Source organism: Micromonospora sp. NPDC049374, assembly GCF_040677165.1.
Taxonomy (GTDB): Bacteria; Actinomycetota; Actinomycetes; order Mycobacteriales; family Micromonosporaceae; genus Micromonospora.
This window is the reverse complement of record NZ_JBFAQH010000009.1, coordinates 249178-275129: the sequence shown is the minus strand read 5'-3', so window position 1 is coordinate 275129 and position 25952 is coordinate 249178. Positions and strand designations below refer to the sequence as shown.

The window sequence follows — 25952 nt, the reverse complement described above, 5'->3', positions numbered from 1 at the left end:
GACCCGCAACACCCAGCACGCTCTTACGCAGCATCGAGTTCATGACAAAGCTCCAATTCGGGGGTCGACGCACACCCACACCGAAGGGGGATCGGCCAGGCGCACGCAAGCACCGACAGGCGCTCAAAAACAAGGGGGAAAGATTTCCAGGACGCGGGGCCCTAGGGGGCCGCTTCGCATCGCCGGGACCATGTGTAACGACCACCGGCCCACCATCATTCCCGGGCCACACCCACCACCTGCGGCGGTGGTCTTCCTCGGTCGCTCAGGCATGTCCAACGACCGAACGGGGCGGATCATTCCGCGCCCCGCACACCCACCAGAGCGGGCGGTCTACCTCGGTCGTCCAGGGAGGTCCAACGACCACCGGCCCGCCACCATTCCGGGCCACCCGGCCCCACCGGTGCGGCAGGCCATCTTCCTCGGTCGTTCACCCGTCCACAACGCCCCCGACCCGCCACTCATTCCACCCCGAGCCCCCGACCGCCCCGCAATCTTGGTCCGAAACCGCCCACCCAGCGGCGCAATCGCACCAAGATCCCCGGCCAACACCCCCTGCACCAGCGGCGGAAACCGACACCCGGCACACCCGGGCGGTGTTCCGCCCATGAGTGCGGCCCGCCGACCCGGCCCAGGGATCAAGCCCGATACCCAACCCCGAACTCAGCGACCAAACCCACCCAAACACCCGAAACTGCACAGAACCCCACCTACCCCACAACCCACATACTTGATCATGAGGTTAGCGGTGTATTTGATCTCCAATATTGCCGCTAACCTCATGATCAACCGGAAGCGGCGGGGCGCGGGGGGCGCGGGGGCGCGGGGGGGGCGGGGGTGGGTTAGGCGGCTGGCCAGTCTTGGGAGGCCATACGTGGCGAGACCGCCCCCGGAGGGGCGGCCTCGAGCCAGGAGAGAAACCCGGTGACGGTGGATCGTGCCATGGCGATCTCGACCGGGGCATGTCGACTGGTACAGCGGAGAATGATCCAGTCGGCAGGCATGGACATTCGTTCCTGCCCCTCGGGCAGCCGCCGTCGTTCGACCGTCAACCCTTCGCGGGAGAGCACCCGCTTGGGGCGTACGGCGAAACTGAACATCCGGTACCAGCGGAGTTCGTCGCCGACGAAGCGGCCGAAACCGGGCGACCAGCCGCGGCCGTCGAGCATGGTGGAGGTCCGGACGCTGAGCCGGATGATGCCTCCGCTACGCGTGACCAGAGCCCGCCGGATGAAGAGGAAAAGGATCGCGCCGAGGATCACGGCGACGCCGATTCCGACCCCTTCGACGATCTCCATCGGCGGGTCGGCTCAGTTGCCCGAAGCGGCGGCGGCCGGAGTGGCGGTCTCGGCCAGTACAGTCACGCCCTGCTCGCTGACCGAGAGGAAGCCGCCCGCCACGTCGTAGCTGAGCTGCTCACCCCCGGGGAGCTTGATGCGTACCTGGCCGGGCTCGGCGAGCTGGCCGAGCAGGGGCGCGTGCCCCGGCAGCACACCCAGCTCACCCTCGGTCGTCCGGGCCATGACCATCTCGGCCTTGCCCGACCAAACCTTTTCCTCGACGGCCACGAGCTGGACGTTAAGCTGCTCTGCCACGCTGTCTCCTTGCTGAGGCGGCGGATTGGGGAAATTCTAGTCGCGCCCGGGACCTGTTCTTCAGGCGGGTGCCAAGACCTGCGCCACGATCAGCTCCTGCTCACCAGCTTCGGATGTTCGAGGAGGAACGGGTCCAGCAGTTCCCGCTCCAGCGCTACGAAGAAGTCGTCCACCTCGGGGGTGAATCGCTCACCGAGGTACTTGCCGTTCTCCTTGATGCCGCCGCCCGGCAGCTTGATCATCTGGATGTTGCCGGGACGGATGTCCTTAAGGGCGAGGGCGAAGTCGACCACGCTGTGCCCCCGGCCGCTGAAGATCAGCGACTCGCCGGCCGCGCGGAGAACCTTGTCCAGCTTGACCGGGTTGGTCACCACGTCGGCGCTGAGGGCCTGGCCGGCCATCGCCTTGACGAACTGCTGCTGGTGCCGCTGCCGGCCGTAGTCGCCGTCGGGGACGCCGTTCTCCGGGTACCGCTGGCGGACGTAGTCCAGCGCCTGCCAACCGCTCAGGTGCTGCTTGCCCTTCGGGTAGACCGCCTGCGGCCCGACGTAGCCCTCGCCGTTGGGGTTGCCCTGGCGGTGCTTGCCGTTCGGCTCCCGGTGCTCCGAGCGGACCTCCCGCTCGATGTTCATCGTGACGCCGCCCATGGCGTCGACGATCTTCTGGAAGCCGGAGAAGTTGATGATCGCGCCCGCGTCGAACCGCTTGATGCCGGTGACCCGCTGCACGGTGATGGCGAGCAGCTCGAAGCCCTTCGCCGCGTCGGGCTTCCCACCGGGCACCCGGCTGCCGTACGACATCGCGGCGTTCAGCTTGGTGGTGTCACCGGGGAAGTCGGCCTTCTCGAACGGCGGGATCTCCACGTAGAGGTCGCGCGGCAGGGAGAAGAGGTACGCGCGGTCCATCTCCTTCGGCACGTGCAGGACCATGATCGCGTCGGACAGCGGCGGGGTGTCCTTGTCGCGGGGGTCGATGCCGACCAGCAGGATGTTGAGCGGGCCCTTGATGTCGCTCTTGGGAGTGCCTCCGGCCGCCTGGTCACCGAAGAGGTCAGCCTTGCCGATCGCGCCCTCGTAGCGGGCCATCAGCGCCTCGGCGCCCACCAGGCTCGTCCCGCTGAGCACCATCAGGACAACACCGAAGATGGTGCAGAGCTGCGCCCAGCGGGGCACGCCCCGCCACACCGACGAGCGCCCACCACGCTTGCCGCGTCTGCCGGCCTTACCCACAAGCATCTCCGTTCGTCGCGCCCCCCGGGGGAAGTACGGGCGCGCGGGGCCGAATGGTTTAACCAATCAACGCTCATCGGCGCATGAGCGTGGCTGTGCGATGCCCGACGACATGCACCGGACCGTGCCTCGACACGGCGCGGGTTGCCTTCCTGGGCATCGCACTGACGGTATCTCGCAGTCGGCGTGATCGCCGAGCGCGGGAAACCGGGCAGCGGCGATGGTACGTCGCGAAGATGAACAGAAGGCCGCCCCGGGGTTACCGGGGCGGCCTTCTTTTTTCAGCTCTCTTGGTGCGAGGTGCGAAGGGTCAGCCCTTCATCAGCTCGGCGGCCTTCTTCTCCAGGTCGTCGAGCCCACCGCACATGAAGAACGCCTGCTCGGGGAAGTGGTCGTACTCGCCCTCGCTGATCTTGCGGAAGGCCTCGATGGTCTCCTTGATCGGAACCGTCGAGCCCGGCACGCCGGTGAACTGCTCCGCCGCGTAGGTGTTCTGCGACAGGAAGCGCTCGATCCGCCGGGCCCGCTGGACCGTGATCTTGTCTTCCTCGGAGAGTTCCTCGATACCGAGGATGGCGATGATGTCCTGCAGGTCCTTGTAGCGCTGGAGGATCCGCTTCACCTCGCTGGCCACCTGGAAGTGCTCCTGGCCGACGAACTCGGGGGCCAGAATCCGCGACGAGGAGGCCAGCGGGTCCACCGCCGGGTAGATGCCCTTGTCGGAGATCGACCGCTCCAGGTTGGTGGTCGCGTCCAGGTGGGCGAACGTGGTGGCCGGAGCCGGGTCGGTGTAGTCGTCCGCCGGCACGTAGATCGCCTGCATCGAGGTGATGGCCTGGCCCCGGACGGAGGTGATCCGCTCCTGGAGCTCACCCATCTCGTCGGCCAGGGTCGGCTGGTAACCCACCGCGCTGGGCATCCGGCCCAGCAGGGTGGAGACCTCGGAACCGGCCTGGGTGAAGCGGAAGATGTTGTCGATGAAGAGCAGCACCTCCTGCTTCTTCACGTCACGGAAGTACTCCGCCATGGTCAGCGCGGAGAGTGCGACCCGCAGCCGGGTGCCCGGCGGCTCGTCCATCTGGCCGTAGACCAGGGCGGTCTTGTCGATGACGCCGGAGTCGGTCATCTCGTGGATGAGGTCGTTGCCCTCACGGGTGCGCTCACCCACGCCGGCGAAGACCGAGGTACCACCGAAGTTGCGGGCAACCCGGGTGATCATCTCCTGGATGAGCACGGTCTTGCCCACACCGGCACCGCCGAACAGGCCGATCTTGCCGCCCTTCACGTACGGGGCGAGCAGGTCGATGACCTTGATGCCGGTCTCCAGCATCTCGGTCTTCGGCTCCAGGTCCGCGAAGGCCGGGGCCTTGCGGTGGATGCCCCAGTGGTCGTCGGCCTGGATGGTCTCGCCCTCGGTGAGGTTGAGGCACTCGCCGATGGCGTTGAAGACGTGGCCCTTGACCGCGTCGCCGACCGGCACCCGGATCGGGAAGCCGGTGTCCCGCACGTCGGCACCGCGCACCAGGCCGTCGGTCGGCTGCATCGAGATGGCGCGGATCAGGTTGTCACCCAGGTGCTGGGCGACCTCCAGGGTCAGCGTCTTCTCGCCGCCGGACAGGGTCACGTCCACGTGCAGCGCGTTGAACAGGGCCGGCATGGCGTCGCGCGGGAACTCGGCGTCGACGACCGGGCCGATGACCCGGACCACGCGACCGGTGGCCGTCTTGGTCTCGGCTGGTCCTCCAGCAGCGGTGGAAACAGTCATCACACTTCACTTCCCGACGCGGCCAGCGCGTTCGCGCCGCCGACGATCTCGCTGATCTCCTGGGTGATCCCGGCCTGGCGGGCCGAGTTCATCTCACGCGTGTACTTGTCGATCATCTCTTCGGCGTTGTCGGTGGCGCTCTTCATCGCCCGCCGCCGGGCTGCCGACTCGCTGGCCGCCGACTCCAGCAACGCCGCGTAGATCCGCGTGTTGATGTACTTCGGCAGCAGCGCGTCGAGCAGCGCCTCCGCGTCCGGCTCGAACTCGTACGCCGGTAGGACGCCCTCCGACCGGGGCCGCTCCTCGATCTGCAACGGGCCGATGATCCGGGTGATCGGGTTCTGGGTCATCAGGGACTTGAACTCGGTGTAGACGATGTGCAACTCGTCCACCCCGCGTACCCCGTCCGGGCCCGGATCGCCGTCGCTGTCGTCCGCACCGGCGGTGAACGCCTTGATCAGGGTGTCACCGACCTCGCGGGCGTCGGCGAAGGACGGCTGCTCCGAGAAGCCCGTCCAACTGGCCTCGATCGGCCGGTTACGGAACCGGTAGAACGACACGCCCTTGCGTCCGATGACGTAGAGCACCGGCTCCTTGCCGTCGGCGCGCAGCCGGGCGATCAACGACTCCGCCGTCCGGATGGCGTTGGAGCTGTAGCCGCCGGCCAGTCCTCGGTCGGCGGTCACCAGCAGTACGCCCGCCCGCCGCACCCGCTCGCGCGGGGTGAGCAGCGGGTGGTCGACCGAGGCGTTCGACGCCAGCGCGGTGAGCACGCCGGTGACGGCCTGGGCGTACGGCAGGGACGCCTCCACCCGTGCCTGGGCCTTGGCGATCCGGCTCGTCGCAACGAGCTCCATCGCCTTGGTGATCTTCTTCATCCCCTTCGCCGAGCGGATCCGTTGACGAAGAACACGTACCTGCGCCGCCATGGCCCGGCCCTACTGCTTCTCGGCCGCAGCCTCGCCGCTGTAGCGGGTGACCGTCTCGTGCTCGGCCTCGCCCTCCAGCGGCGCCGCCGGCGCCTCGTTGATCGTGCGCTCGTCCTCACGGCCGAGGAAGCCCTGCTTGAACTCCGCGACGGCCGAATCGAGGGTGGCGATGATCTCGTCGTCCCACTTGTTGTCGGCGATCGCCTGGAGCGTGGCGTTGTGCTTGCGCCGCAGGTGCTCCAGGAACTGGGTCTCGAAGCGCCGCACGTCGCCGACCGGGACGTCGTCCAGCTTGCCCTCGGTGCCGGCCCAGACGGCCACCACCTCCTCCTGCACCGGGTACGGCGAGTAGTTCGGCTGCTTGAGCAGCTCCACCAGGCGGGCACCGCGGTCGAGCTGGGCGCGGGAGGCCTTGTCCAGGTCGGAGGCGAAGGCGGCGAACGCCTCCAGCTCACGGAACTGGGCCAGGTTCAGTCGCAGCGAACCGGCGACCTTGCGCATCGGCTTCACCTGGGCGGCACCGCCGACCCGGGAGACCGAGGTACCGACGTTGATCGCCGGCCGGACGCCCTGGTTGAACAGGTCGGTCTCCAGGAAGATCTGACCGTCGGTGATCGAGATGACGTTGGTCGGGATGAAGGCCGAGATGTCGTTGGCCTTCGTCTCGATGATCGGCAGGCCGGTCATCGAGCCGCCACCCATCTCGTCGGAGAGCTTCGCGCAGCGCTCCAGCAACCGGGAGTGCAGGTAGAAGACGTCGCCCGGGTACGCCTCGCGGCCCGGCGGACGGCGCAGCAGCAGCGACACGGCCCGGTACGCCTCGGCCTGCTTGCTCAGGTCGTCGAAGACGATCAGGACGTGCTTGCCGCCGTACATCCAGTGCTGGCCGATGGACGAGCCGGTGTACGGGGCGAGGTACTTGAAGCCGGCCGGGTCCGACGCCGGGGAGGCGACGATGGTGGTGTACTCCATCGCGCCCGCCTCCTCCAGCTGCCCCTTGATTGAGGCGATGGTGGAGGCCTTCTGGCCGATGGCGACGTAGATGCAGCGGACCTGCTTCTTCGGGTCGCCGGAGGCCCAGTTCTCCCGCTGGTTGAGGATGGCGTCCAGGGCGACCGTGGTCTTGCCGGTCTTCCGGTCACCGATGATCAGCTGTCGCTGGCCCCGGCCGATCGGGGTCATCGCGTCGATGGCCTTGATGCCGGTCTGGAGCGGCTCGAAGACCGACTGCCGGGCCATCACGTTCGGAGCCTGCAGCTCCAGCTCGCGGTAGCCCTCGTCAACGATCTCACCGAGGCCGTCAATCGGCTGGCCGAGCGCGTTTACCACGCGGCCCAGGAAGGCGTCGCCCACCGGCACCGAGAGCACCCGGTTGGTGCGCTTGACGCGCTGCCCCTCCTCAAGCCCGGAGTAGTCGCCGAGGACGACGACACCGATCTCCCGGACGTCGAGGTTCAGCGCCACGCCGAGCGTGCCGTCCTCGAACTCCAGCAGCTCGTTGGTCATGGTCGAGGGCAGGCCCTCGACGTGGGCGATGCCGTCGCCGGTGTCGGCGACGGTGCCGACCTCCTCACGGGAGACGTCGGGCGAGTAGGAGGAGACGTAGCGCTCCAGGGCGCCGCGGATCTCCTCCGTCGAGATGGTCAGCTCGGCCATCCTCTGCTTCCTTAAGTATCAGGGGCCCGGGATACCTAGTACCGACCGGTCCTCGGGTCGACTGTCTTTCCGGGCGCTTCGCGGGGTGCTGGTCAGCGCTTCGCGAGCGCGTTGCGGGTCTCGTTGAGGCGGCGCAGGATCGTCCCGTCGTAGAGGTCCGAACCCACCCGTACGCTCACTCCACCGAGGATCGTCGGGTCAACCGTAAGCTTGACAGCAACCTGTCGATCGTATATGGCGGATAGCCGATCGCCCAGCCGCCGCTCCTCCTCCTCGGTGAGCAGTGCAGCGACCGTCACGTACGCGACCTGCCGGTCCCGCCGCTCCGCCGCCAACTCCACCAGCCGGGACAGCGCGGCGGTGAACGACCGGCCACCGAAGCCGGCCAGCGCCGCCTCCGCCAGCCGCAACGTCACCGGCCGGGCCTTGCCCGTCAGGAGCATCCCGACCAGCTCGGCCCGCTGCGCCACCGGCGCCATCGGGTCGGACAGGGCGTTGGACAGCTGCGGGTCCGCGGCGACCACCTGGCCGAAGCGGAACAGCTCGTCCTCCACCTCGCCCAGCTCATCGGCGCGGTCCGCGCTGGCGAGCAGCGCCTGCACGCCGAGACCTTCCGCGCCGTCGAGCAGCTCCGACGGCGCGGACCAGCGGCCGGCGACCAGGGTCCCGAGCAGGTCGAGCGTGTCCGCACCGACCTTGCCGGAGAGCACCGAGTTCAGCAGGCCGGTGCGGTCCGCACCCTCGCGGGCCGGGTCGGAGAGCGCCCGGCGCAGCCGAACCTCCCGCCGCAGCAGGTCCGCAACGGAGAGCAGCTCCGCACCGGTGCCGGCCACGGTCGACGGCTCGGTACCGGCGACGTGCCCCTCCAGCCGCGCGAGCGCGGCGGCGTAGGACTCCCGGCTGGCGGCCTGCATCAGCGGGCCCCCGCGCTCTCGAGGTCGGTGAGGAACCGCTCGACGGTGCCCTTGCGACGGGCCTCGTCGGCGAGCGACTCGCCCACGATCCGGCTGGCCAGGTCGACCGCGAGGCCGCCGACCTCCGCGCGCAGCTCGCGCACGATGGTCTGGCGTTCCACGGCCAGCGACTCCCGGCCGGCGGCGATGATCCGGTCGGACTCCTCCCGGGCCTTGGCCAGGATTTCCGTCCGGATCGACTCGGCGTCGGCGCGGGCGTCGTCCCGGATCCGGGCCGCCTCGGTACGCACCTCGGCGAGCTGGGCCCGGTACTGCTCCAGCAGCTGGTTGGCCTCGGCCTGTGCGGCCTCGGCACGCTTGAGGCCGCCCTCGATCGCGTCGACCCGCGCCTGGTACATCGCCTCCATGCGCGGCATCACGAACTTCAGCAGCACGAAGCAGAGCAGGGCGAAGGCGATCGTCCCGACGACGAGCTCCTGCCAGATCGGCACGAGCGGGTGGTGCTCTACACCTTCAGCGGCGACATACATGTCAGACCTCCGGGTCGCGTCGGGCTACGTCAGACTGCGAACGCGAGCACCAGGCCGAACAGGGCGAGCGCCTCGACCAGCGCGAAGCCCAGGACCAGCCAGGTGCGGTTGTAGCCGGCGGACTCCGGCTGGCGGGCGCTGGCCTGGATGTAGGCCGCGAAGACCAGGGCGACACCGATGCCGGGGCCGATGGCGGCGAGGCCGTAGCCGATGGTGTTGACGTTGCCCTCGATGGCGGCAATAACGTCCATTGCGGGTATTCCTCCTAGTAGAGGCGTGAGTTCTCACGCGTACGCGGTCGTACCGGAGCTTGGTCGGGCCGGGCGGCCCGCCGAGGTCTGTGGATCAGTGCCCGTCGGCGAGCGACGTGCCGATGTAGTTGGCGGTCAGGGTGACGAAGACGTAGGCCTGCAACAGCGCCACGAGCACCTCGAAGAAGGCCATCAGGATCGCCATCAGGAACGAGAAGATCGACGTCACCTGAACGAAGATGTTGTCCGAGGCCAGCATCACGAAGCCGCCGACGGTGAAGACCAGCAGGATCAGGTGCCCGGCGAACATGTTGGCGAAGAGTCGCACCGCCAGCGTGACCGGCCGGTTGATGAAGTTCTGTAGGAACTCGATCGGGATCAGCAGGAAGTGCATCGGCCACGGCACACCCGGGATGATCAGGCTCTGCTTGAGGTAGCGACCCAGGCCCTGCTTGCGGACACCGATGTAGAGGTACATCACGTAGGTGATCGCGGCGAGCACGATCGGGAAGGCGATGTGCGAGTTCGGCGAGATCTGCAACCCGGGGGTGACGCCGAAGAGGTTCGTCACCGCGATGAAGCAGAACAGCACGGTGAAGTAGGGCGCGAACCGGATGCCGTCCTTGCCCATCTGCTCGCGGGCGATGTTGTCCCGGACCAGGCCGTAGATCGACTCCGCGTACCACTGGCTCTTGCTCGGCACCAGCTTCGGGTTCCGGTAGCTGGCCATGAAGAAGATGATCAGAATCCCGACGGCCAGCCAGACCATCAGCGTGAACTTCGTGACAAACGGGCCGGCGAGATCCGGCAGGTAGAAGTCATCGACCTTGGGGGGCCAAGGCAGGCCCTCTGCGGCGATAAACTGTCCGCTCACCGTGTCATCCTCCGCACTCGACAGACCCGCGCGTGCCGGCACTCAGGCACTGAGCCTCTTCATGATCAGGTAGATCGCTCCGGCTGCGCCGAGCATCATGCCGACGGCGATTCCGACGCCGGTGGGCAGGCCCAGGAACTCCCCCGCCAACCAGCCGAGGAATCCCCACACCACGATGCCGGCGAGCAGGTAGCCGAGGACGGCTCCGGCGACACCTTCCGACGAGTGTTCGTCGGGGCTTCTGCGGTGGGGGTTGTCGGCCATGACGTCGCGAACACTATCAGCCGGGTGTTTCGCGAGTGTGCGGCACCCCCCACACTGCGAGCAGCGTGCGGGCGGCGGGTGCGGCGCATCAAGCCGGGGTCAGCCTACTCCTGTCCGACCAGCCGGACAGGCCCACGAAACGCCCGGGAAACGGCAGCCGTACGGTCAGTGATCCGACGAACGGTCCACGCTGGGCAGCGGCGAGCGCAACGCCCAGGTCAGGTGGGCTCCGGTCCACACCACCACGGCCGCGATGATGGCCACGCCCAGGTCGGGCAGACCTGGCCAACCGGTGGCCGCCACGGCCGCCATCGCCACCCCCAGAATGACGATCTTCGTAGCGTAGGTGACCAGCCCCACGGACATGATCAGTCGCGGGTGGACCGCGTCCGCCCAGGCCACCGAGAGACCCGAGATCAGGTAGCTGACGATCACCAGGGCGATGCCGGCGGCGACCCCTGCCGCACCGGTCGGGCCACGCAGCACGGCGGCCGCCGGCACCGCGACCACGGCCAGCACGGCACAGGCGAGCAGTGGCAGGCGCAGGTACGGCAGCCGGGCCCGGATGGCACCGGGTTCTCCCGCCCGGGGCACGCTCGTCGACGGCACGCCGGGCTCGCCGGCCCGGGGCGCGCTCATCGGGGGTACGCCGGAAACTCGGTGGCCAGTTCGGCCACCTCAGCGGCGATCCGGGCCAGCTCGTCGACGCCACCCGGCGCGGACGGGTCGGTCCGCACCGCCCGGGCGATCAGCTCGGCGACCTGCCGCATCTGCGCCTGCCCCATGCCCTGGGTGGTGACGCTGGGCGTGCCCACCCGAATCCCCGAGGCGACCATCGGCTTCTGCGGGTCGTACGGGATCGCGTTCTTGTTCAACGTGATGGTCGCCGCGTCGCACCGCGCCTCCGCCTCGGCGCCGGTGACCCCGGACTCCCGCAGGTCGATCAGGGCCAGGTGGGTGTCGGTGCCGCCGGAGATCGGGCGCATCCCCTCGGCGGCCAGCCCGTCGGCGAGCGCCCGCGCGTTGGCCACCACCTGCGCGGCGTAACTGCGGTACGCCGGTTGCGCCGCCTCGTGCAGCGCGACCGCCTTGGCCGCCACGGCGTGCATCAGCGGGCCGCCCTGGGTGAACGGGAAGACCGCCTTGTCGATCCGCTCGGCCAGCGACTCCCGGCAGAGGATCATGCCGCCACGCGGGCCGCGCAGCACCTTGTGGGTGGTCGCGCAGATCACGTCGGCGTACGGCACCGGCGACGGGATCGCCTGCCCGGCGACCAGCCCGATGAAGTGCGCGGCGTCCACCATCAGGTACGCGCCGACCTCGTCGGCGATCTCCCGGAACCGGGCGAAGTCGATCAGCCGTGGATAGGCGGTCGCCCCACATATGATCATCTTCGGTTGGTGGGTACGGGCGAGATCCCGTACCTCGTCGTAGTCGATCAGCTCGGTGTCCTGCCGGACGGTGTAGCCGACGGGCTTGAACCACCGGCCGGAGAAGTTCACCCGGCTGCCGTGGGTCAGGTGCCCGCCGTGCGGCAACTCCATCGCCAGCACGGTGTCACCCGGCTGCACCAGGGCGGCGTACGCGGCCAGGTTGGCGCTCGCGCCGGAGTGCGGCTGGAGGTTGGCGTGCTCGGCGCCGAAGAGGTCCTTCGCCCGGGTGATGCCGAGTTCCTCGGCCCGGTCCACCTGAGCGCAGCCGCCGTAGTAGCGCCGGCCCGGGTAGCCCTCGGCGTACTTGTTGGTAAGCGTGGAGCCCAGCGCCGCCAGCACCGCCGGGGAGGTGAGGTTCTCGCTGGCGATCAGTTGCAGGCCACCGCGCAGCCGGTCGAGTTCGCCGAGCACCACCTCCGCGATCTCCGGGTCGGTCGTGCTGAGCTGCTCGAAATCCGGCCCCCAGAAGGTGCCCTCGGCGGTCTCCACAGCGCCAGAGTCTATGAGACCGCAGACTGGAGGCGTGAGATGCCTGGTGAGCGGCGCGACGGGATACATCGGTGGGCGGCTTGCGCCACGCCTGCTGGCGGAGGGACACACGGTGCGCTGCCTGGCGCGGCGGGCCAGCCGGTTGCGCGATGTGCCGTGGGCTTCGCAGGTCGAGGTGGTCGAGGGTGACCTGAGCCGGCCGGAGAGCCTGACCGGGGTCTTCGACGACGTCGACGTGGCCTACTACCTGGTGCACTCGCTCGGCCAGGCCGGCTTCGAGGCCGCCGACCGGCAGGCCGCGACAAGCTTCGCCGAGGCCGCCCGTGCCGCCGGCGTACGCCGGATCGTCTACCTGGGCGGGCCGGAGCCGGCGGCCGGCGACGAGCGTTCATCGGCGCACCTGCGCTCCCGCACGGAGGTGGGCCGGATCCTGCTGGACAGCGGCGTGCCAACGGTGGTGCTGCGGGCAGCCGTGATCATCGGTTCCGGCTCGGCGTCGTTCGAGATGCTGCGCTACCTGACCGAGCGACTGCCGGTGATGGTCACCCCGCGCTGGGTCGCCAACCGGATCCAGCCGATCGCGGTCCGCGACGTGCTGCGCTACCTGGTCGGCTGCGCGGGGCTGCCGCCGGAGGTCAACCGGGCCTTCGACATCGCCGGTCCGGACGTGCTCACCTTCGGCGACATGATGCAGCGCTACGCCCGGGTGGCCGGGCTCTCCCGCCGGCTCCTGCTACCGGTACGGCCGCTGACGCCGACGCTGTCTTCGTACTGGGTGGGACTGGTCACCCCGGTGCCGAACGCGCTCGCCCGGCCACTGGTGGAGAGCCTGGTACACGAGGCGGTCGCGCACGAGCACGACATCGCGGCGTACCTGCCGGACCCGCCGGGCGGGCTCACCGGTTTCGACCGGGCCGTCGAGCTGGCGCTGGCCAAGGTACGCGACGCCCAGGTGGAGACCCGCTGGTCGAACGCGGCCGGTGCGGACGCACCCGCCGAGCCGTTGCCCAGCGATCCGCACTGGAGCGGCGGCACCGCCTACACCGACCTCCGGGAGCAGACGGTGGCGGCACCCCCGGAGGCGTTGTGGCAGGTGATCGAGGGGGTCGGCGGAGAGAACGGCTGGTACTCGTTCCCGCTCGCCTGGTCCGTGCGCGGCTGGTTGGATCGGCTGGTCGGCGGGGTGGGGCTGCGGCGGGGTCGGCGTCACCCACACCAGCTGCGGGTCGGCGAGGCACTGGACTTCTGGCGGGTCGAGGAAATCGTCCCCGGCGAACTGCTGCGGCTACGCGCCGAGATGCGGCTGCCCGGCCGGGCCTGGCTGGAGATGCGGGTGCAACGCGACGACGCGGGAAAGGTCAGCTACCGGCAGCGCGCGGTGTTCATGCCCCGAGGGCTGACCGGGCACGCGTACTGGGCTGCGGTGACACCGTTCCACGCCCTGGTCTTCGGCGGGATGGCCCGCAACATCGCCGAGGGTGCCGAACGGCTCGCGGCAGCCACCCCGACCCGCTGACCGGACGCCGGTTGGCGTCGGTCAGTTGCCGGTGCGCTGCCCGGTGACCCGCCAGGCGGTCGTTTCGCTCGGCGGCACGAAGTCGCGGACCGGCTCGTCGCGCAGGGCGAAGGAGAGGATCTCGCCGACCCCTTCCACCATGGCGCTCTGCACCGCACGGCCGACGGCGTCGCGCGGCTCGTCGGGGTTGGCCGCCACCGCCGCCACCGCCACCTGCGGAGTGAGGGCCACGACCGTCTCCGTGGCGTACCGCTCGGAGCTGCCCGTCTTACCCACCACCGGCCGGCCGAGCTGACCGCGCAGCCGGGTCGCCGTACCACCGGCACAGCCCTGGTACATGGACTGGTCGCCGACCGGGCAGCGGGCCGCGTCCGCCGCCGCCCGGGCCACGTCGACGTCGAGCACCTGCCGGCAGTCCGGCTGCCCGGCGGCCACCCGGCGACCGTCCGCGTCGGTGATCGAGGTGACCGGCGTGGGTGCGCACCAGGTGCCCTCCGCGCCCAGCGTCGCGTACGCACCGGCCAGGTCGAGCGGGGTGGTGGCGGACACGCCCAGGGTGAACGGACCCCACTCCCGTGCCCCGTGCCGGGCCAGCTGGGCGTCGTCGTCGGCCCGGAACACGATGCCGAGCCGTTCGGCCATCTCCACCACCCGGTCCGCACCGACCCGCTCGGTCAGCCAGGCGAAGTACGTGTTTACCGAGTCGCCGAAGGCGGTCCACATGTCGTGCCGGCCGCTCACCGAGGCGCTGGCGTTCTCCGGGCACCAGTACCCGCCGCAGTTCGCCTCGCTGCCGCTGACCCGGAAGTCGGTCACGATCCGCCGGGGCGCGTCGAAGACCGTGTTCAGGGGCAGTCCGGCCTCCAGGGCGGCCAGCATGGTGAAGAGCTTGAACGTGGAACCGGCCTGGTAGCCGACGATGGTGCCGCCACCGGCGACGAGTTGGTTGACGGTGTTGGGGTGGTTCTGCTGTCCGCCCGGGTTCGCGGTCACGCTGTAGATCCGGTTGACCGACATGGCGAGCACCCGCCCGGTGCCGGGCTGGACCACCGCGGTCGGCATGGCGTGTGGGTGCTCGGCCGGGTAGATCCGCCACACCTGCTCGGTGGTGGCCCGCTGCACGCCGGGGTCGAGTGAGGAGACGATGCTGAACCCGCCCCGGCGCAGGGTGCGCTGCCGCTCGTCGACGCTGGCGCCGAACGCCTTCTGACTGTTCCACCAGCGGGTGAACCAGTCGCAGAAGAAGCCCCAGTCGTTGTGCCCCTCGGGCACCGCGGTGCAGTCGTTCGGAGTCTCGCTGGGCCGCAGGTTCAACGGCTGGGCAGCGATCCGGGCCGCCTCCTCCGGCGCGGCCACGCCCGACTCGACCATCCGGTCCAGCACGTAACCACGTCGGGCGGTCGCGCTGTCGGCGTCCCCGTTGATCGGGTCGTCGCTGTGCGGGGAGCGGACCAGCCCGGCCAGCAGCGCCGCCTGGGCCAGCGTGAGTTCTGCCGGTGAGGTGGAGAAGTACCGTTTGCTGGCGGCGGCGATGCCGTACGCGCCGGCACCGAAGTACGCGATGTTGAGGTAGCGGGTCAGGATCTGCTCCTTGGTCAGCTCCCGCTCCAGCGCCAGGGCGTACCGGATCTCCTGGATCTTGCGGGCGGTGCTCACCTCGGTGGCCGCGGCCCGTTGCGCCTCGCTGAGCCGGGGGTCCGTGCTCAGCACGTTGCGGACGTACTGCATGGTCAGCGTCGAGGCGCCCTGCCGGGTGGCGCCGTCGCGCCGGTTGGCGGTGAAGGCCCGCACGATGCCCCGCAGGTCCACGCCGCTGTGCTCGTGGAAGCGGGCGTCCTCGGCGGCGATGATGGCCTGCCGCATCACCGGAGCCACCTCGTCCAGCGGCACATCGACCCGATCCTCCTGATAGAAGGAGGTGATCAGGGTGGTGCCGTCGTTGGCGTAGAGGTTGGACCGTTGGGCCGTCGGCGGCGTGCGCAGCGTGTTGGGCAGCTCCGCGTACGGCGCGGAGAGCGCCGAGAATCCGATGCCGAACACCAGCGCGGCCGGCAACGCCGCCACCGCCAGCGCCAGGCCGGCCAGCGTACCGGCCAGCAGTACGGTGAACATCTTCGGCAGGAACGCCCGGGTCATCAGCTCTCCCCGCAGGAGCCGTCAGGACTCCCTCAGGATGGCGCTAATCACCCTTTCTGCCGCGCCTTTCCTCAAACCCGGATGAAATTCGCCGATCAGGGGAGCAGCAGCGCGGCGAGCGGCTGCACCGTCTCCTCGATCTCGTCGGCCACCCGGCTGAAGCACTGGTCACCGCGCCCCCACGGGTCGTCCAGGTCGTCGGTGGGCAACGCGGTGGCGCCCTGACGGGCGTCGTGTGCCGCCGCTACCAGCGCCACGCCCCGGGCGTGGACCGCGTCGGCGGTGGCCTCGGCCGCCGGCAACGCGGCCGGATCGAGGGCGGCCAGCAGCCGACCGAACTCGCCGAGCACGAACGTGCGGGCCGTGGCGTCGGGCCGCAACGCGGTCACGTACTCCTGCTGGTCCGCAGTGGCGGTCAGCACCAGGTCGGCGGCGTCGATGTGATCGGAGCGCAGTTTGCGGGCGGCGAAACCGGCGACGTCGCCGCCCCGGCTGGTGACCTGACGGGCGGCCGGCGGGTTCATCTCCTCACCGGCGTGCCAACCACCGGTGCCCGCGCTGTGGCTGTGCAGCACTTCCTCGACCCGGTCCGGGTCGACCTCGCGTCGGGTCAGCCGGTCGGCCACGGCGAGGGTGAGCAGCCGCTCGGCCATCGGCGAGCGACAGATGTTGCCCATGCAGACGTGCAGGACGGTGAAGGGAGGCACCTACGCCACCTGACTCTCACGCAGTTCCGGTACCACCTCACGCAGCCGGGCCAGGTCGATCGCGCCCTCCCGGACGAGCACCGGCTCGTCGCCGGTCAGATCCACGATCGTGCTGGGCACCGGATCCACCGCCGGTCCCGCCTCCAGGTAGGCCCGCACGGAGTAGGCGAGCTGGTCGCGCGCCTGGTCGGCGGTGAGCGCGGCCGGCTGGCCGATCTTGTTGGCCGAAGCGACCGCCATCGGCCCGGTTTCGCGCAGCACCTCCAGCGCCACCGGATGCAGCGGCATGCGCACCGCCACCGTGCCGCTGTCGTCGCCGAGATCCCACCGCAGGCTCGCCGAGTGCTTCACCAGGATGGTCAGCGCCCCCGGCCAGAACGCCTCGACCAGGTCCCGCGCCGCCGCCGGCAGCGTGTACGCCAGGCCGTCGAGGGTGTGCCGGGAACCGATCAGCACCGGCGGCGGGGTGTGCGGGACACCCTTGGCGTCCAGCAACGCCTTGACCGCGTACGGGGTGAACGCGTCGGCGCCGATTCCGTAGACCGTGTCGGTCGGCAGGACGACCAGCTCGCCGTTGCGGACCGCCTCGATGGCCGCAGCGATGCCGCGGTCCCGGTCGGCGAGCGATCGGCAGTCGTAGAGCATCACGAGGAGCCAGTCTGCCACGTCGCGGCCGCACCGGGTGGCGGGCGGTCCGCGAGGCGGGACGCCGTGACGAAACGCGGCCGGTCGGCGAGGTCGCGATGGTCGACGATCGCGACGTACCGGCCGTCGGCGGTGAGCAGACCAGGCAGCACCACGCCGTGGCTGTCGTCGTGCTCGATGCCGAGGACCCCGCCGGGACGCAACAGGAACCCCGCACGGTCGATCACCCGACGGATGACGTCCAGCCCGTCCGCCCCACCGAACACGGCCTCCGCCGGGTCGTGGTCGGCCACCTCCGGGGGTACGGCCACCGCGAGCGGGACGTACGGCGGGTTGCACAGCAGCACGTCCACCCGGCCGGTCAACTCGTCCAGCAGGGCCGGATGGGTGGCGTCCGCCGCCACCACCTCGATCGGCCGGTCACCGGCGGCGGCCCGTCCCGCCGCGTTGCGCCGCAACCACGACAGCGCCTCCGGCGAGCGTTCCACCGCCACCACCCGGGCCTGCGGCACCTCGGACGCCACCGACAGGGCGATCGCCCCGGACCCGCTGCACAGGTCCACCACCAGCGGCTCCGGCCGCCCGCCGGTCCGCTCCCCGCCGGGCCGCGCGACCTGCCGGGCCTGGTCGACGCCCCAGCCGGCGAGCAGTTCGGTCTCCGGGCGCGGCACGAAGACGCCCGGCCCGACCGCCAGCTCCAAGTGCCGGAAGCCGGCGGTGCCGGTGAGATACTGCAACGGTTCCCGTCGCGACCGGCGGGCCACCAGCGCGCGGTAACCGTCAAGTTGCTCGTCGGTGAACCCGTCCGCCAGGGCCAACCGCCCGCGAGGGACCTCAAGCACGTACGCGGCCAGCAACTCGGCCTCCGCGCGGGCCGAGGTCACGCCGGCGGCGGCGAGGGTACGAGCCGCACCGGCGATCACGGGAGCCGGACGGTGACGTCTCGTCCCTTCGGACGGGTGTTGCGGTGCGGTGGTCACGCAATAATCATGAAGCGTCGCCGTGCACGTGCATAAGCGGGTGCAGCGGCACACCGACAGGAGGTCGCGGGTGGGCTGGCTCGACCGGGTCGAAGACCAGGTTGACGCCCTGACGAAGGCGCGGGCGTTGCAGGAGGTGAGCCGTTCCACCGAGGCGTACGGGCTCCTGGAGGGGGTGCTGCGTGCCACCCGCGACCCGAACGCCCGAGCGGACGCGCTCGTGCAGCGGCTCTCGGCCCTGATCAATCTCGGGCGCACCGCCGAGTACACCCGTGCCATCGAGGAGGCGTCCGCGGCGGTACGCGACCTCGCCGAGCCCTATCTGCACGGGCACCTCAACGCCCTGGCCGCGCTGGCCGCCCACCATCAGGGCGCCCTGGACCGCTGCGTGACGCACCTGGTCAAGGCCGCTCGGGCGCTCGGGGCGGTGGAGGACCCGGACCGGGACACCGCCTGGGGCTGGCACGACCTGGCGATGGCCTACTCGTACCTCAGCTTCCATGGCTACGCCCTGGGCGCGATCGAACGCGCCCGGCAACTCGGCACCGCCGCCGGCATCCCGGAGGAGACGTTCGCCGCACCGGGCATCCGCCTGCGTAACGCGGTCGCGCTGGACCACACCGGCGACAGCGACGGCTGTCTGCGCGTACTGCGGGATGTCGGCGGCGACCTGGACCGGTTCGTGACCGCCGGGCGGGCGGACCGGCTGCGCCCCAGCAGCCTGGCCGCCTACGGCTACGCCGCCGCCCGCCGGTGTTCCCTCGGCGACGACCTCGACCTTGCCCCGGACCTGGACCCGGCCCGGCTGCTCGGCTACGGCGCGGACAGTGCCCGGGCCCGCGACATGCGTCAGCTCGGCCAGGTGTGTCTCGCCATCGCCAGCGGGCGCCCGATCGAGGCGGTCACCCGGCTGGACACCGTCCAGGTGTCCGCCGAGACGCTCGGCGCGGCCGAGCCGGCCCGGCTGCGCAGCATGGCGCTGGGGCGGGCCGGCGACCACGCCGCCGCACACCGGGCCGACCGGTTGGCCTTCCGACTCGCCGCGCAGCGCCACGACCGGCTCCGCGACGTCTACATCGACGGCATCGCCGCCCGGATCGACCATGAGGAGATGCGTCGGGAGGCGGCGCGATTCGAGGGGGAGGCGCTTACCGACCCGCTGACCGGGCTGCCCAACCGGCGCCGGCTGGAGCGCTACATCGCGGCCGTGGTCGCCCGAGGCGAGCGGGTGGTGATCGGCGTCTGCGACCTGGACGGGTTCAAGGCGGTCAACACGCGGCACGGGCACCACTCGGGCGACCTGGTCCTGCAACGCATCGCCGGAGTCATCAACCGGGTGATGCGTCGGGGCGACTTCGTCGCCCGCTACGGCGGCGACGAGTTCGTGGTGGTGCTGCCGGAAGCGGGAATGACCGAGGCGGCCGAGGTCGCTCGGCGGATCGACGCCGCCGTCCGCACCGAGGACTGGGAGTCATTGGTACCCGGCACCCCGGTCGGCGTCAGCATCGGCTTCGCCGAGGTGGGAGCCGGCGGCCCCGGCCAGCGGGACGCGCTCGGCGCCGCCTTCGAGGCCGCCGACCGGGAGATGCTGCGGGCCAAGGTCCGGCCGCGTACCGCCTGAGACGTCCGCCGAGGCTCAGCGGCGGGTCAGCTCCGCGTCACCCGCCAGGCGCGCGGCCCGGTCCGCCTCGGTCAGCGCGTCGAGCACGCCGTCCAACTCCCCGGCGAGCACCAGATCGAGGTTGTACGCGGTGAAGCCGATCCGGTGATCGGTGATCCGGTTCTGCGGGAAGTTGTACGTGCGGATCCGTTCCGAGCGGTCCACCGTACGCACCTGGGCCTTGCGGGCGTCCGACGCGGCGGCGTCGGCCTGCTCCTGGGCGGCGGCCAGTAGCCGGGCGCGCAGGATCCGCATCGCCTGCTCCCGGTTCTGCAACTGGGACTTCTCGTTCTGGCAGGAGACCACGATCCCGGTGGGCAGGTGGGTGATCCGCACCGCCGAGTCCGTGGTGTTCACCGACTGACCGCCGGGACCGGACGAGCGGAACACGTCGATGCGCAACTCGTTCGGGTCGATGGTGACGTCGACTTCCTCGGCCTCCGGCAGCACCAGTACACCGGCCGCACTGGTGTGGATGCGCCCCTGCGACTCGGTGACCGGCACCCGCTGCACCCGATGCACGCCGCCCTCCCATTTCAACCGGGACCAGACGCCGTTGCCGCCCTCGGGCACACCCTTTGTCTTGATCGCCAGCGAGACGTCCTTCACCCCACCGAGGTCGGAGTCCTGAGCGTCGATCACCTCGGTGACCCAGCCGTGCCGCTCCGCGTACCGGGTGTACATGCGCAGCAGGTCACCGGCGAACAGCGCGGACTCCTCTCCGCCCTCGCCCGCCTTGATCTCGACGATGACGTCCTTGGCGTCGTGCGGGTCACGTGGGATGAGCAGTTCGGCAAGGCGATCCTCCAGCACCGGCAGCGTCGCCGCGATCGTCTCGGCCTCGCCCGCGAAGGAGGCGTCCTCGGCGGCCAGTTCCCGCGCGGCGGCGAGATCCGCCCGGGCCTGCTCCAGCTCGGCGGCGGCCTTGTGCAGCGGCACCAGCTCGGCGTAGCGACGGCCGACCCGACGGGCGGTGCCCTGGTCAGCGTGGATCGCGGGGTCGGCCAGCCGCTTCTCCAACTCGGCGTACTCGTCGAGGAGGGCGGTGAGGCGTTCACTGCTCATGCTGGGGATCGCTCCTTGCAGACTGTCGGAAACCCCGCGCGGTGTCCCGCCGCTCGCTTCGACGGCGGGAAACCGGGACACAGACGGCCGACGCCCGCGCCCGGCGGAAACCGGACGCGGGCGTCAGACGAGGAGCTACTTGGCCTTCTTGCCCTGAACCTTGGCGTACTTCTGCTGGAACTTCGCGACCCGACCAGCGGTGTCCAGCACGCGCTGCTTGCCCGTGTAGAACGGGTGGCAGGCGCTGCACGTCTCGACGTGGATCGAGCCGCCCTTGGCGGTGCTGCGGGTGGTGAAGGTGTTACCGCAGGAGCAGCTGACCTCGGTGGTCACGTACTCCGGGTGGATGTTGGGCTTCATGTCGCCTCGGTCCTCTCGTCTGTGGTCGCCGGGTCGCCCCTGACCTGCTGTTGCCGGCCGTTGGGGGCGTGAACCGGAACCGGTGGCCGATTGACCAGTGTGCCATGGGCGTCGACCGCCCCTGGAGGCGGGCCGCGTCACGCGGCTGCACCGGTCGAGCAGGTCAACACCGGGCCATCCGACCGCATTCCCGCCGCACCGGCGGAGCATTCCTACCACCCGGAGCGGATACGGCGAGGGGCGCGGCCGGTGTCGGCCGCGCCCCTCGCCGTCCACTGCCGGTGAGGTCACTCCCCCGGCGTCGACTTGGCGATCTGCATCAGGAACTCGATGTTGGTACGGGACTGCTTCAGCCGGTCCAGCAGGAGATCGAGCGCCGCCTGCGAGTCCAGCGAGTGCAGCACCTTGCGGAGCTTGTGCACGATGGCCAGTTCCTCCGGCGCGAGCAGGATCTCCTCCTTGCGGGTACCGGACGGGTGGATGTCGATGGCCGGGAAGGTCCGCTTGTCAGCGATCTTCCGATCCAGCTTCAGCTCCGCGTTACCGGTGCCCTTGAACTCCTCGAAGATGACCGTGTCCGCCATGGAACCGGTCTCCACAAGCGCGGTGGCGAGGATGGTCAGCGAGCCGCCGTTCTCGATGTTGCGGGCCGCGCCGAGGAACCGCTTCGGCGGGTACAACGCGGTGGAGTCGATACCACCCGACATGATCCGGCCGCTGGCCGGCGCCGCCAGGTTGTACGACCGACCGAGCCGGGTCACCGAGTCGAGCAGCACGACCACGTCGTGGCCCAGCTCGACCAGGCGCTTGGCCCGCTCGATCGCCAGCTCGGCGACGGTGGTGTGGTCCTGCGGCGGGCGGTCGAACGTGGCCGCGATGACCTCGCCCTTGACCGACCGCTGCATGTCGGTGACCTCTTCGGGTCGCTCGTCCACCAGCACCACCATCAGGTGGCACTCCGGGTTGTTGTGCGTGATGGCGTTGGCGATCGCCTGCAACACCATGGTCTTACCGGCCTTCGGCGGCGAGACGATCAGCGCCCGCTGCCCCTTGCCGATCGGCATGACCAGGTCGATCACCCGGGTGGTGAGGATGTGCGGCTCGGTCTCCAGCCGCAGCCGCTCCTGCGGGTACAGCGGGGTGAGCTTGTAGAACTCCGGCCGGCGCTTGGCCTCGTCCGGCTCCATCCCGTTGATGGTGTCCAGCCGGACCAGCGGGTTGTACTTGTCGCGCCGCTGCTCGCCGTCGCGCGCCGCCCGGACCGCGCCGGTGATCGCGTCGCCGCGCCGCAGGCCGTACTTCTTGATCTGGGACATCGACACGTAGACGTCGTTCGGGCCGGCCAGGTAGCCGGTGGTCCGGACGAAGGCGTAGTTGTCGAGCACGTCCACGATGCCGGCCACCGGCACGAGCACGTCGTCCTCGCCGACCTGCGGCTCACGGCCACCGTCGCCGCCGGACTCGTTGCGGTCACCGCGGCCCCGCCGACGATCCCGGAAGCGGCTGCGCCGGCTGCGCCGACCGCCGCTCTCGCCGTCGTCGTCACCGTCGTTGTCCCGCTCGGCGCGCTGTCCACGGTCGCCCCGCTCGCCGCGCTCGGCACGGTCACCACGGTCACGGTCACGGTCGCCACGCTCGTTGCGGTCGCCACGCTCGGCACGGTCACCGCGCTCGGTGGCACGCTCGCCGCGCTCGGTCCGCTCCGCGGCACGGTCACCACGCTCGGCACGATCACCACGCTCAGCCCGCTCAGCACGGTCGGCACGGTCACCACGCTCGGTCCGCTCCGCAGCACGGTCGCCACGCTCGGCGCGATCACCACGCTCAGCCCGCTCAGCACGGTCGGCGCGCTCAGCACGGTCGGCGCGCTCAGCACGGTCGGCGCCACGGTCGCGGCCGGACCGGCCCTCGGAGCGCTCGCCCTCGGTTACGGCCTCCTCGGCACGCGGTTCCGCCACGGTCGTCCGGCTACGTCGGGTACGGCCACGGCCCTCGCTCTCGACGCTCGCCGCCGGCTGTTCGGCACCACGGCGCTCGGCCTCCGGCCGCTCGCCCGTCTCTCGTACCTCCGCGTGCACCTCCTCGCGGACCGGTGCGGCGGCCGCCGCGACCTCGGCCCGTGGTCGAGGGGCTCCGGCAGCGCCGCCCTGCCGCTCGGTGATCGCGCTGATCAACTCGCCCTTACGCATGCGAGCCGTCCCCGAGATGCCGAGCGACGCGGCCAGGCTCTGCAGCTCCGGCAGCAGCATCGCCGACAGGCCCGTGCCGCTGCGCCGACGGCGGGCGGGGGCAGCGGTGGTGGCATCGCCAGCGACGTTGGAAACATCCGACGTCACGTCGGTGGTGTCGCTCAATGGATTCCTTCCCTCGATAGGCCGGGACTGCCCGGAATCGACAACAGGTGGCCGGGCGGCCTCGGTACACCCGCCTCGCATGACGCTTTGCGGGAGTCTGCAACACAGCAGCCGGTCGGTCTCCCGACCCACCAGATGGAGCGGTGAGCGGGGTTTCGCCGTCTGCGGCGACCAGTGAAGACTGCGGTGCGGCGTGGGCCTAGGCAGGGGTGACGGGCTTACCGCCGAAAGCTTCGGGGGTGCGCCGACCCGCAGGGAGATCGCATGCTTCGCGGCTGTGCTAAGTCTAGAGCGTAATCAACTCTTGCGACCTGCGGCAACAGGGTCCCGCTCCGCGTGTCCGAGTCTACCCCGCTCGACCTGCGCCCCGCATACATCTACCGGCAACCGCAGCAGCCGCCAGTCTGTTCCCGCGTCGAATCCTACCGGCAGCTCAGACAGGGCGAGCACGGAGGGGCCGGCCCCACTGACCACGGCTGCCACACCGGCCGCACGCAACCCGTTGACCAGCGCAATCGTGCCCGGCATTGATGGCGCCCGCCAATCCTGGTGCAACCGGTCGGCGGTCGCCGGCAGCAGTAGTGCCGGCTGCGCGGTCAACGCGTGCACCAGCAGTCCCGCGCGGCCGGCGTTGAACGCGGCGTCGCCGTGCGGCACGGTGGCCGGCAACGCCGCGCGGGCCGAGGTGGTCAACCCACGCTCGGCCGGCACCAGCACCGTGGGGCGTACGCCGTCGGCCACCGGCAGCGACACCGCCCGCGCGCCCGCCGGCTCCGTCCAGGCCAGGGTGAAGCCACCGAGCAGGCAGGGCGCGACATTGTCCGGGTGGCCCTCGATCTCGGCGGCCAGCCGCAGCACCGCGTCGTCGTCGAGGCGACTCTCGCCCTCCGTCACCAGCGCCCGGGCCAGCAGCACCCCGGCGACGATCGCCGCCGACGAGGAGCCGAGCCCGCGCGCCTGCGGGATGCGGTTGACGCACTCCACCGCCAGCCCGGGTGGTTGCCCGCCAAGGGCGTCGAAGGCCACCCGCATGGCGCGTACCACCAGGTGCCCGTCGTCGACCGGCAGGTCGCCGGCGCCCTCGCCGGTCACCGTCACCGTCACGCCCCCGGCCGTCACCTCGGCGGCGACATCGTCGTGAAGCGCGAGGGCCAGCCCCAGCGCGTCGAAACCCGGCCCCAGGTTCGCACTGGTGGCGGGGACCCGGACCCGGACCGGTTCGGCGACGAATGTGATCGACACGCCGCCCATGCTAGTGGGGCCACAGACGTCCACCGGGCCGGACCTGCTACCGGTTCTCCGCGACGGCAGGTGGCGACGCGGCGAGCGACAGACGCCGGGTCGCGATCCGCCAGCCGATCGCGTAGATCAGGGTGACCAGGCCGCAGCCGGCGAGTACGACACGCTCGTCGACGACGTCCACGACCACGGCCACCACCAGTTGGCTGACGGAGATCGCCAGGGTCGCCAGCATCATGTCGGTGGCGAAGACCCGGCCCCGTAGCCGGTCCGGCACCTCGCCCTGCAAGGCGAAGTTCGACATCACCCAGTTGCTGCCACCGGCGAAGTGGGCCACGAAGACCAGGACCAGCACCAGCGGGAACCAGGCCGCCACCGAGGTACCGAGATAGGCCAGACCGTACGCCGACATGGACAGTGCCAGGCCGGGCAGCAGCCAGGCGCGGTTGGTAAGTACCCGACGCATCATGATCGGGCCGACCAGCGCGCCGGCACCGCGGACGGCGAACAGCAGGCCGGCACCGAGCGCGCCGACCCCGTACACCCCGGCGAGCAGCGGGAAGACGGTAAGTACGCCGTTGCCGAGACCCACCGCCGACTTGACCGTCACCAGCGCCAGCACCCGCGGGCGGTGCCCGATGTAGACCAGCGCCTCGCGGATGGCCGCCCAGGTCTGCGGTGGGCTCGCGCCCCGCTCGCGGGGTGCCTGCAACGGACGGCGGATGAGCGTGGCCAGGCTCGCGGCGACCACCAGCCCGACGGCACCGACCCAGAAGCACACGTACGGCCCGGCCGCCGCGCTGAGTACCCCACCGAGCGACGCGCCGACCACGGTCATCGTGCCCCACGCCGACCCGGCCACCGCGTTGCCGGCGGCCAGTTCGTCGGGATCGAGGACGTTCGGCAGCGCCGCCTGAGCCGCCGGCGAGTAGAACGCCTTGGCCACCGCGACCACGCCGATGCCGAGCAGCGCCAACCAGGCCGTGCCGGCATCGCGTACCCCGAGCAGCAGCAGGACACCGACCAGCGCGGCGACGTTCGAGACGATCATGATCGTGCGTCGGTCGAACCGGTCCGCGATGGTGCCGGTGTACGGCAGCAGCAGCGCCACGATGCCGGTGTCCACGGCGAGCACCAGGGCGCCCCACACTCCACTGCCGGTCAACTTCGGCAGCAGCACCAGCAACGGCACCATGACGAACCAGTCGGCACCGAAGACCACCAGCTCGGCCAGGAAGAGGTTGCGGAAGTTCCGGTTGCGGGTGAGGACCGAGAGGGTGGACGCCACGGAGCGGACCATACCCGGCCATCGTCAACGGTTGCGTCGGAGCGCGGACAGCGCCCCGGAGGGCCCGAGGACC

General features: G+C 70.6%; 24 protein-coding genes. 2 read left to right on the top strand and 22 right to left on the bottom strand.

Annotated elements, in window-relative coordinates; all coding sequences use genetic code 11:
• Nucleotides 1–842: 842 nt before the first annotated feature.
• The 13 genes from AB0J93_RS17555 to glyA form a co-directional block, all read right to left on the bottom strand.
• On the bottom strand, nt 843–1298 hold the full coding sequence (locus AB0J93_RS17555; protein WP_099850119.1) for a DUF2550 domain-containing protein: 456 nt from the start codon (nt 1296–1298) through the stop codon (nt 843–845).
• A 12-nt stretch (nt 1299–1310) separates the two neighbouring features.
• Nucleotides 1311–1595: a F0F1 ATP synthase subunit epsilon gene (locus tag AB0J93_RS17550; protein ID WP_363922965.1), complete on the bottom strand. Its 285-nt coding sequence runs from the start codon at nt 1593–1595 to the stop codon at nt 1311–1313.
• 89 nt (nt 1596–1684) lie between these two features.
• A complete protein-coding gene (locus AB0J93_RS17545) occupies nt 1685–2830 on the bottom strand; it encodes an LCP family protein (protein WP_363922963.1) in 1146 nt (381 codons plus the stop codon).
• Nucleotides 2831–3134: 304 nt separating this feature from the next.
• Entirely contained in the window at nt 3135–4589 is a 1455-nt protein-coding gene (gene atpD, locus AB0J93_RS17540; protein ID WP_363922961.1) for a F0F1 ATP synthase subunit beta, read from the bottom strand.
• Nucleotides 4589–5518: a F0F1 ATP synthase subunit gamma gene (locus AB0J93_RS17535; protein ID WP_363922959.1), complete on the bottom strand. Its 930-nt coding sequence runs from the start codon at nt 5516–5518 to the stop codon at nt 4589–4591. Before AB0J93_RS17535 ends, atpD begins: the two co-directional genes overlap by 1 nt.
• Nucleotides 5519–5527: 9 nt before the next feature.
• A complete protein-coding gene (gene atpA, locus AB0J93_RS17530) occupies nt 5528–7174 on the bottom strand; it encodes a F0F1 ATP synthase subunit alpha (protein WP_363922957.1) in 1647 nt (548 codons plus the stop codon).
• 92 nt (nt 7175–7266) lie between these two features.
• Nucleotides 7267–8088: a F0F1 ATP synthase subunit delta gene (locus AB0J93_RS17525; protein ID WP_363922955.1), complete on the bottom strand. Its 822-nt coding sequence runs from the start codon at nt 8086–8088 to the stop codon at nt 7267–7269.
• On the bottom strand, nt 8088–8618 hold the full coding sequence (locus tag AB0J93_RS17520; protein WP_099850104.1) for a F0F1 ATP synthase subunit B: 531 nt from the start codon (nt 8616–8618) through the stop codon (nt 8088–8090). Before AB0J93_RS17520 ends, AB0J93_RS17525 begins: the two co-directional genes overlap by 1 nt.
• A gap of 29 nt (nt 8619–8647) precedes the next feature.
• On the bottom strand, nt 8648–8869 hold the full coding sequence (atpE, locus tag AB0J93_RS17515; protein WP_092377903.1) for an ATP synthase F0 subunit C: 222 nt from the start codon (nt 8867–8869) through the stop codon (nt 8648–8650).
• Nucleotides 8870–8963: 94 nt separating this feature from the next.
• Nucleotides 8964–9785 carry a F0F1 ATP synthase subunit A gene (gene atpB, locus AB0J93_RS17510; RefSeq protein WP_363922953.1) on the bottom strand — a complete coding sequence of 274 codons (822 nt, stop codon included), beginning with the start codon at nt 9783–9785 and terminating at the stop codon, nt 8964–8966.
• Nucleotides 9786–10007 carry a hypothetical protein gene (locus tag AB0J93_RS17505; protein ID WP_093405421.1) on the bottom strand — a complete coding sequence of 74 codons (222 nt, stop codon included), beginning with the start codon at nt 10005–10007 and terminating at the stop codon, nt 9786–9788.
• A gap of 165 nt (nt 10008–10172) precedes the next feature.
• On the bottom strand, nt 10173–10646 hold the full coding sequence (locus AB0J93_RS17500) for a hypothetical protein (RefSeq protein WP_363922951.1): 474 nt from the start codon (nt 10644–10646) through the stop codon (nt 10173–10175).
• On the bottom strand, nt 10643–11929 hold the full coding sequence (gene glyA, locus AB0J93_RS17495) for a serine hydroxymethyltransferase (RefSeq protein ID WP_363922949.1): 1287 nt from the start codon (nt 11927–11929) through the stop codon (nt 10643–10645). The genes AB0J93_RS17500 and glyA overlap by 4 nt, the downstream gene beginning before the upstream one ends.
• A gap of 34 nt (nt 11930–11963) precedes the next feature.
• Here glyA and AB0J93_RS17490 point away from each other — a divergent pair, with 34 nt between their 5' ends.
• Nucleotides 11964–13445: an SDR family oxidoreductase gene (locus AB0J93_RS17490; RefSeq protein ID WP_363922947.1), complete on the top strand. Its 1482-nt coding sequence runs from the start codon at nt 11964–11966 to the stop codon at nt 13443–13445.
• Nucleotides 13446–13466: 21 nt separating this feature from the next.
• On the opposite strand, the gene AB0J93_RS17485 is transcribed toward AB0J93_RS17490, so the two are convergent.
• The 4 genes from AB0J93_RS17485 to prmC form a co-directional block, all read right to left on the bottom strand.
• Nucleotides 13467–15581: a transglycosylase domain-containing protein gene (locus AB0J93_RS17485; protein ID WP_363922945.1), complete on the bottom strand. Its 2115-nt coding sequence runs from the start codon at nt 15579–15581 to the stop codon at nt 13467–13469.
• Nucleotides 15582–15676: 95 nt separating this feature from the next.
• The gene (locus AB0J93_RS17480; RefSeq protein WP_363922943.1) at nt 15677–16288 is read right to left on the bottom strand and encodes a phosphotyrosine protein phosphatase; all 612 of its coding nucleotides are present in this window, start codon (nt 16286–16288) and stop codon (nt 15677–15679) included.
• Nucleotides 16289–16933, bottom strand: coding sequence for an L-threonylcarbamoyladenylate synthase (locus AB0J93_RS17475; protein WP_363923002.1), 645 nt, complete (start codon nt 16931–16933; stop codon nt 16289–16291).
• Nucleotides 16933–17913, bottom strand: a complete 981-nt coding sequence (gene prmC, locus AB0J93_RS17470) for a peptide chain release factor N(5)-glutamine methyltransferase (protein ID WP_363922941.1) — start codon at nt 17911–17913, stop codon at nt 16933–16935. The genes AB0J93_RS17475 and prmC overlap by 1 nt, the downstream gene beginning before the upstream one ends.
• Before the next feature lie 70 nt (nt 17914–17983).
• Between prmC and AB0J93_RS17465 the strand changes: the two genes are divergently transcribed.
• A complete protein-coding gene (locus AB0J93_RS17465; protein WP_363923000.1) occupies nt 17984–19534 on the top strand; it encodes a GGDEF domain-containing protein in 1551 nt (516 codons plus the stop codon).
• Nucleotides 19535–19549: 15 nt separating this feature from the next.
• On the opposite strand, the gene prfA is transcribed toward AB0J93_RS17465, so the two are convergent.
• From prfA to AB0J93_RS17440, 5 genes are all read right to left on the bottom strand, one after another.
• Nucleotides 19550–20638, bottom strand: coding sequence for a peptide chain release factor 1 (gene prfA, locus AB0J93_RS17460; RefSeq protein ID WP_363922939.1), 1089 nt, complete (start codon nt 20636–20638; stop codon nt 19550–19552).
• Between the two features lie 135 nt (nt 20639–20773).
• A complete protein-coding gene (gene rpmE, locus AB0J93_RS17455) occupies nt 20774–20998 on the bottom strand; it encodes a 50S ribosomal protein L31 (protein WP_093405395.1) in 225 nt (74 codons plus the stop codon).
• A 287-nt stretch (nt 20999–21285) separates the two neighbouring features.
• A complete protein-coding gene (gene rho / locus AB0J93_RS17450; protein ID WP_363922937.1) occupies nt 21286–23352 on the bottom strand; it encodes a transcription termination factor Rho in 2067 nt (688 codons plus the stop codon).
• A 297-nt stretch (nt 23353–23649) separates the two neighbouring features.
• Nucleotides 23650–24594, bottom strand: a complete 945-nt coding sequence (thrB, locus tag AB0J93_RS17445; protein ID WP_363922935.1) for a homoserine kinase — start codon at nt 24592–24594, stop codon at nt 23650–23652.
• A gap of 46 nt (nt 24595–24640) precedes the next feature.
• Entirely contained in the window at nt 24641–25879 is a 1239-nt protein-coding gene (locus AB0J93_RS17440) for an MFS transporter (protein ID WP_363922933.1), read from the bottom strand.
• Nucleotides 25880–25952: the final 73 nt, after the last annotated feature.

What these genes read in the sequence shown, in the direction of transcription:
- AB0J93_RS17555 (WP_099850119.1), bottom strand. Translation starts at nt 1,298, where the DNA reads ATGGAGATCGTCGAAGGGGTCGGAATCGGCGTCGCCGTGATCCTCGGC.
- AB0J93_RS17545 (WP_363922963.1), bottom strand. Translation starts at nt 2,830, where the DNA reads ATGCTTGTGGGTAAGGCCGGCAGACGCGGCAAGCGTGGTGGGCGCTCG.
- atpD (WP_363922961.1), bottom strand. Translation starts at nt 4,589, where the DNA reads ATGACTGTTTCCACCGCTGCTGGAGGACCAGCCGAGACCAAGACGGCC.
- AB0J93_RS17535 (WP_363922959.1), bottom strand. Translation starts at nt 5,518, where the DNA reads ATGGCGGCGCAGGTACGTGTTCTTCGTCAACGGATCCGCTCGGCGAAG.
- atpA (WP_363922957.1), bottom strand. Translation starts at nt 7,174, where the DNA reads ATGGCCGAGCTGACCATCTCGACGGAGGAGATCCGCGGCGCCCTGGAG.
- AB0J93_RS17525 (WP_363922955.1), bottom strand. Translation starts at nt 8,088, where the DNA reads ATGCAGGCCGCCAGCCGGGAGTCCTACGCCGCCGCGCTCGCGCGGCTG.
- AB0J93_RS17520 (WP_099850104.1), bottom strand. Translation starts at nt 8,618, where the DNA reads ATGTATGTCGCCGCTGAAGGTGTAGAGCACCACCCGCTCGTGCCGATC.
- atpE (WP_092377903.1), bottom strand. Translation starts at nt 8,869, where the DNA reads ATGGACGTTATTGCCGCCATCGAGGGCAACGTCAACACCATCGGCTAC.
- AB0J93_RS17505 (WP_093405421.1), bottom strand. Translation starts at nt 10,007, where the DNA reads ATGGCCGACAACCCCCACCGCAGAAGCCCCGACGAACACTCGTCGGAA.
- AB0J93_RS17500 (WP_363922951.1), bottom strand. Translation starts at nt 10,646, where the DNA reads ATGAGCGCGCCCCGGGCCGGCGAGCCCGGCGTGCCGTCGACGAGCGTG.
- AB0J93_RS17485 (WP_363922945.1), bottom strand. Translation starts at nt 15,581, where the DNA reads ATGACCCGGGCGTTCCTGCCGAAGATGTTCACCGTACTGCTGGCCGGT.
- AB0J93_RS17475 (WP_363923002.1), bottom strand. Translation starts at nt 16,933, where the DNA reads ATGCTCTACGACTGCCGATCGCTCGCCGACCGGGACCGCGGCATCGCT.
- prfA (WP_363922939.1), bottom strand. Translation starts at nt 20,638, where the DNA reads ATGAGCAGTGAACGCCTCACCGCCCTCCTCGACGAGTACGCCGAGTTG.
- rpmE (WP_093405395.1), bottom strand. Translation starts at nt 20,998, where the DNA reads ATGAAGCCCAACATCCACCCGGAGTACGTGACCACCGAGGTCAGCTGC.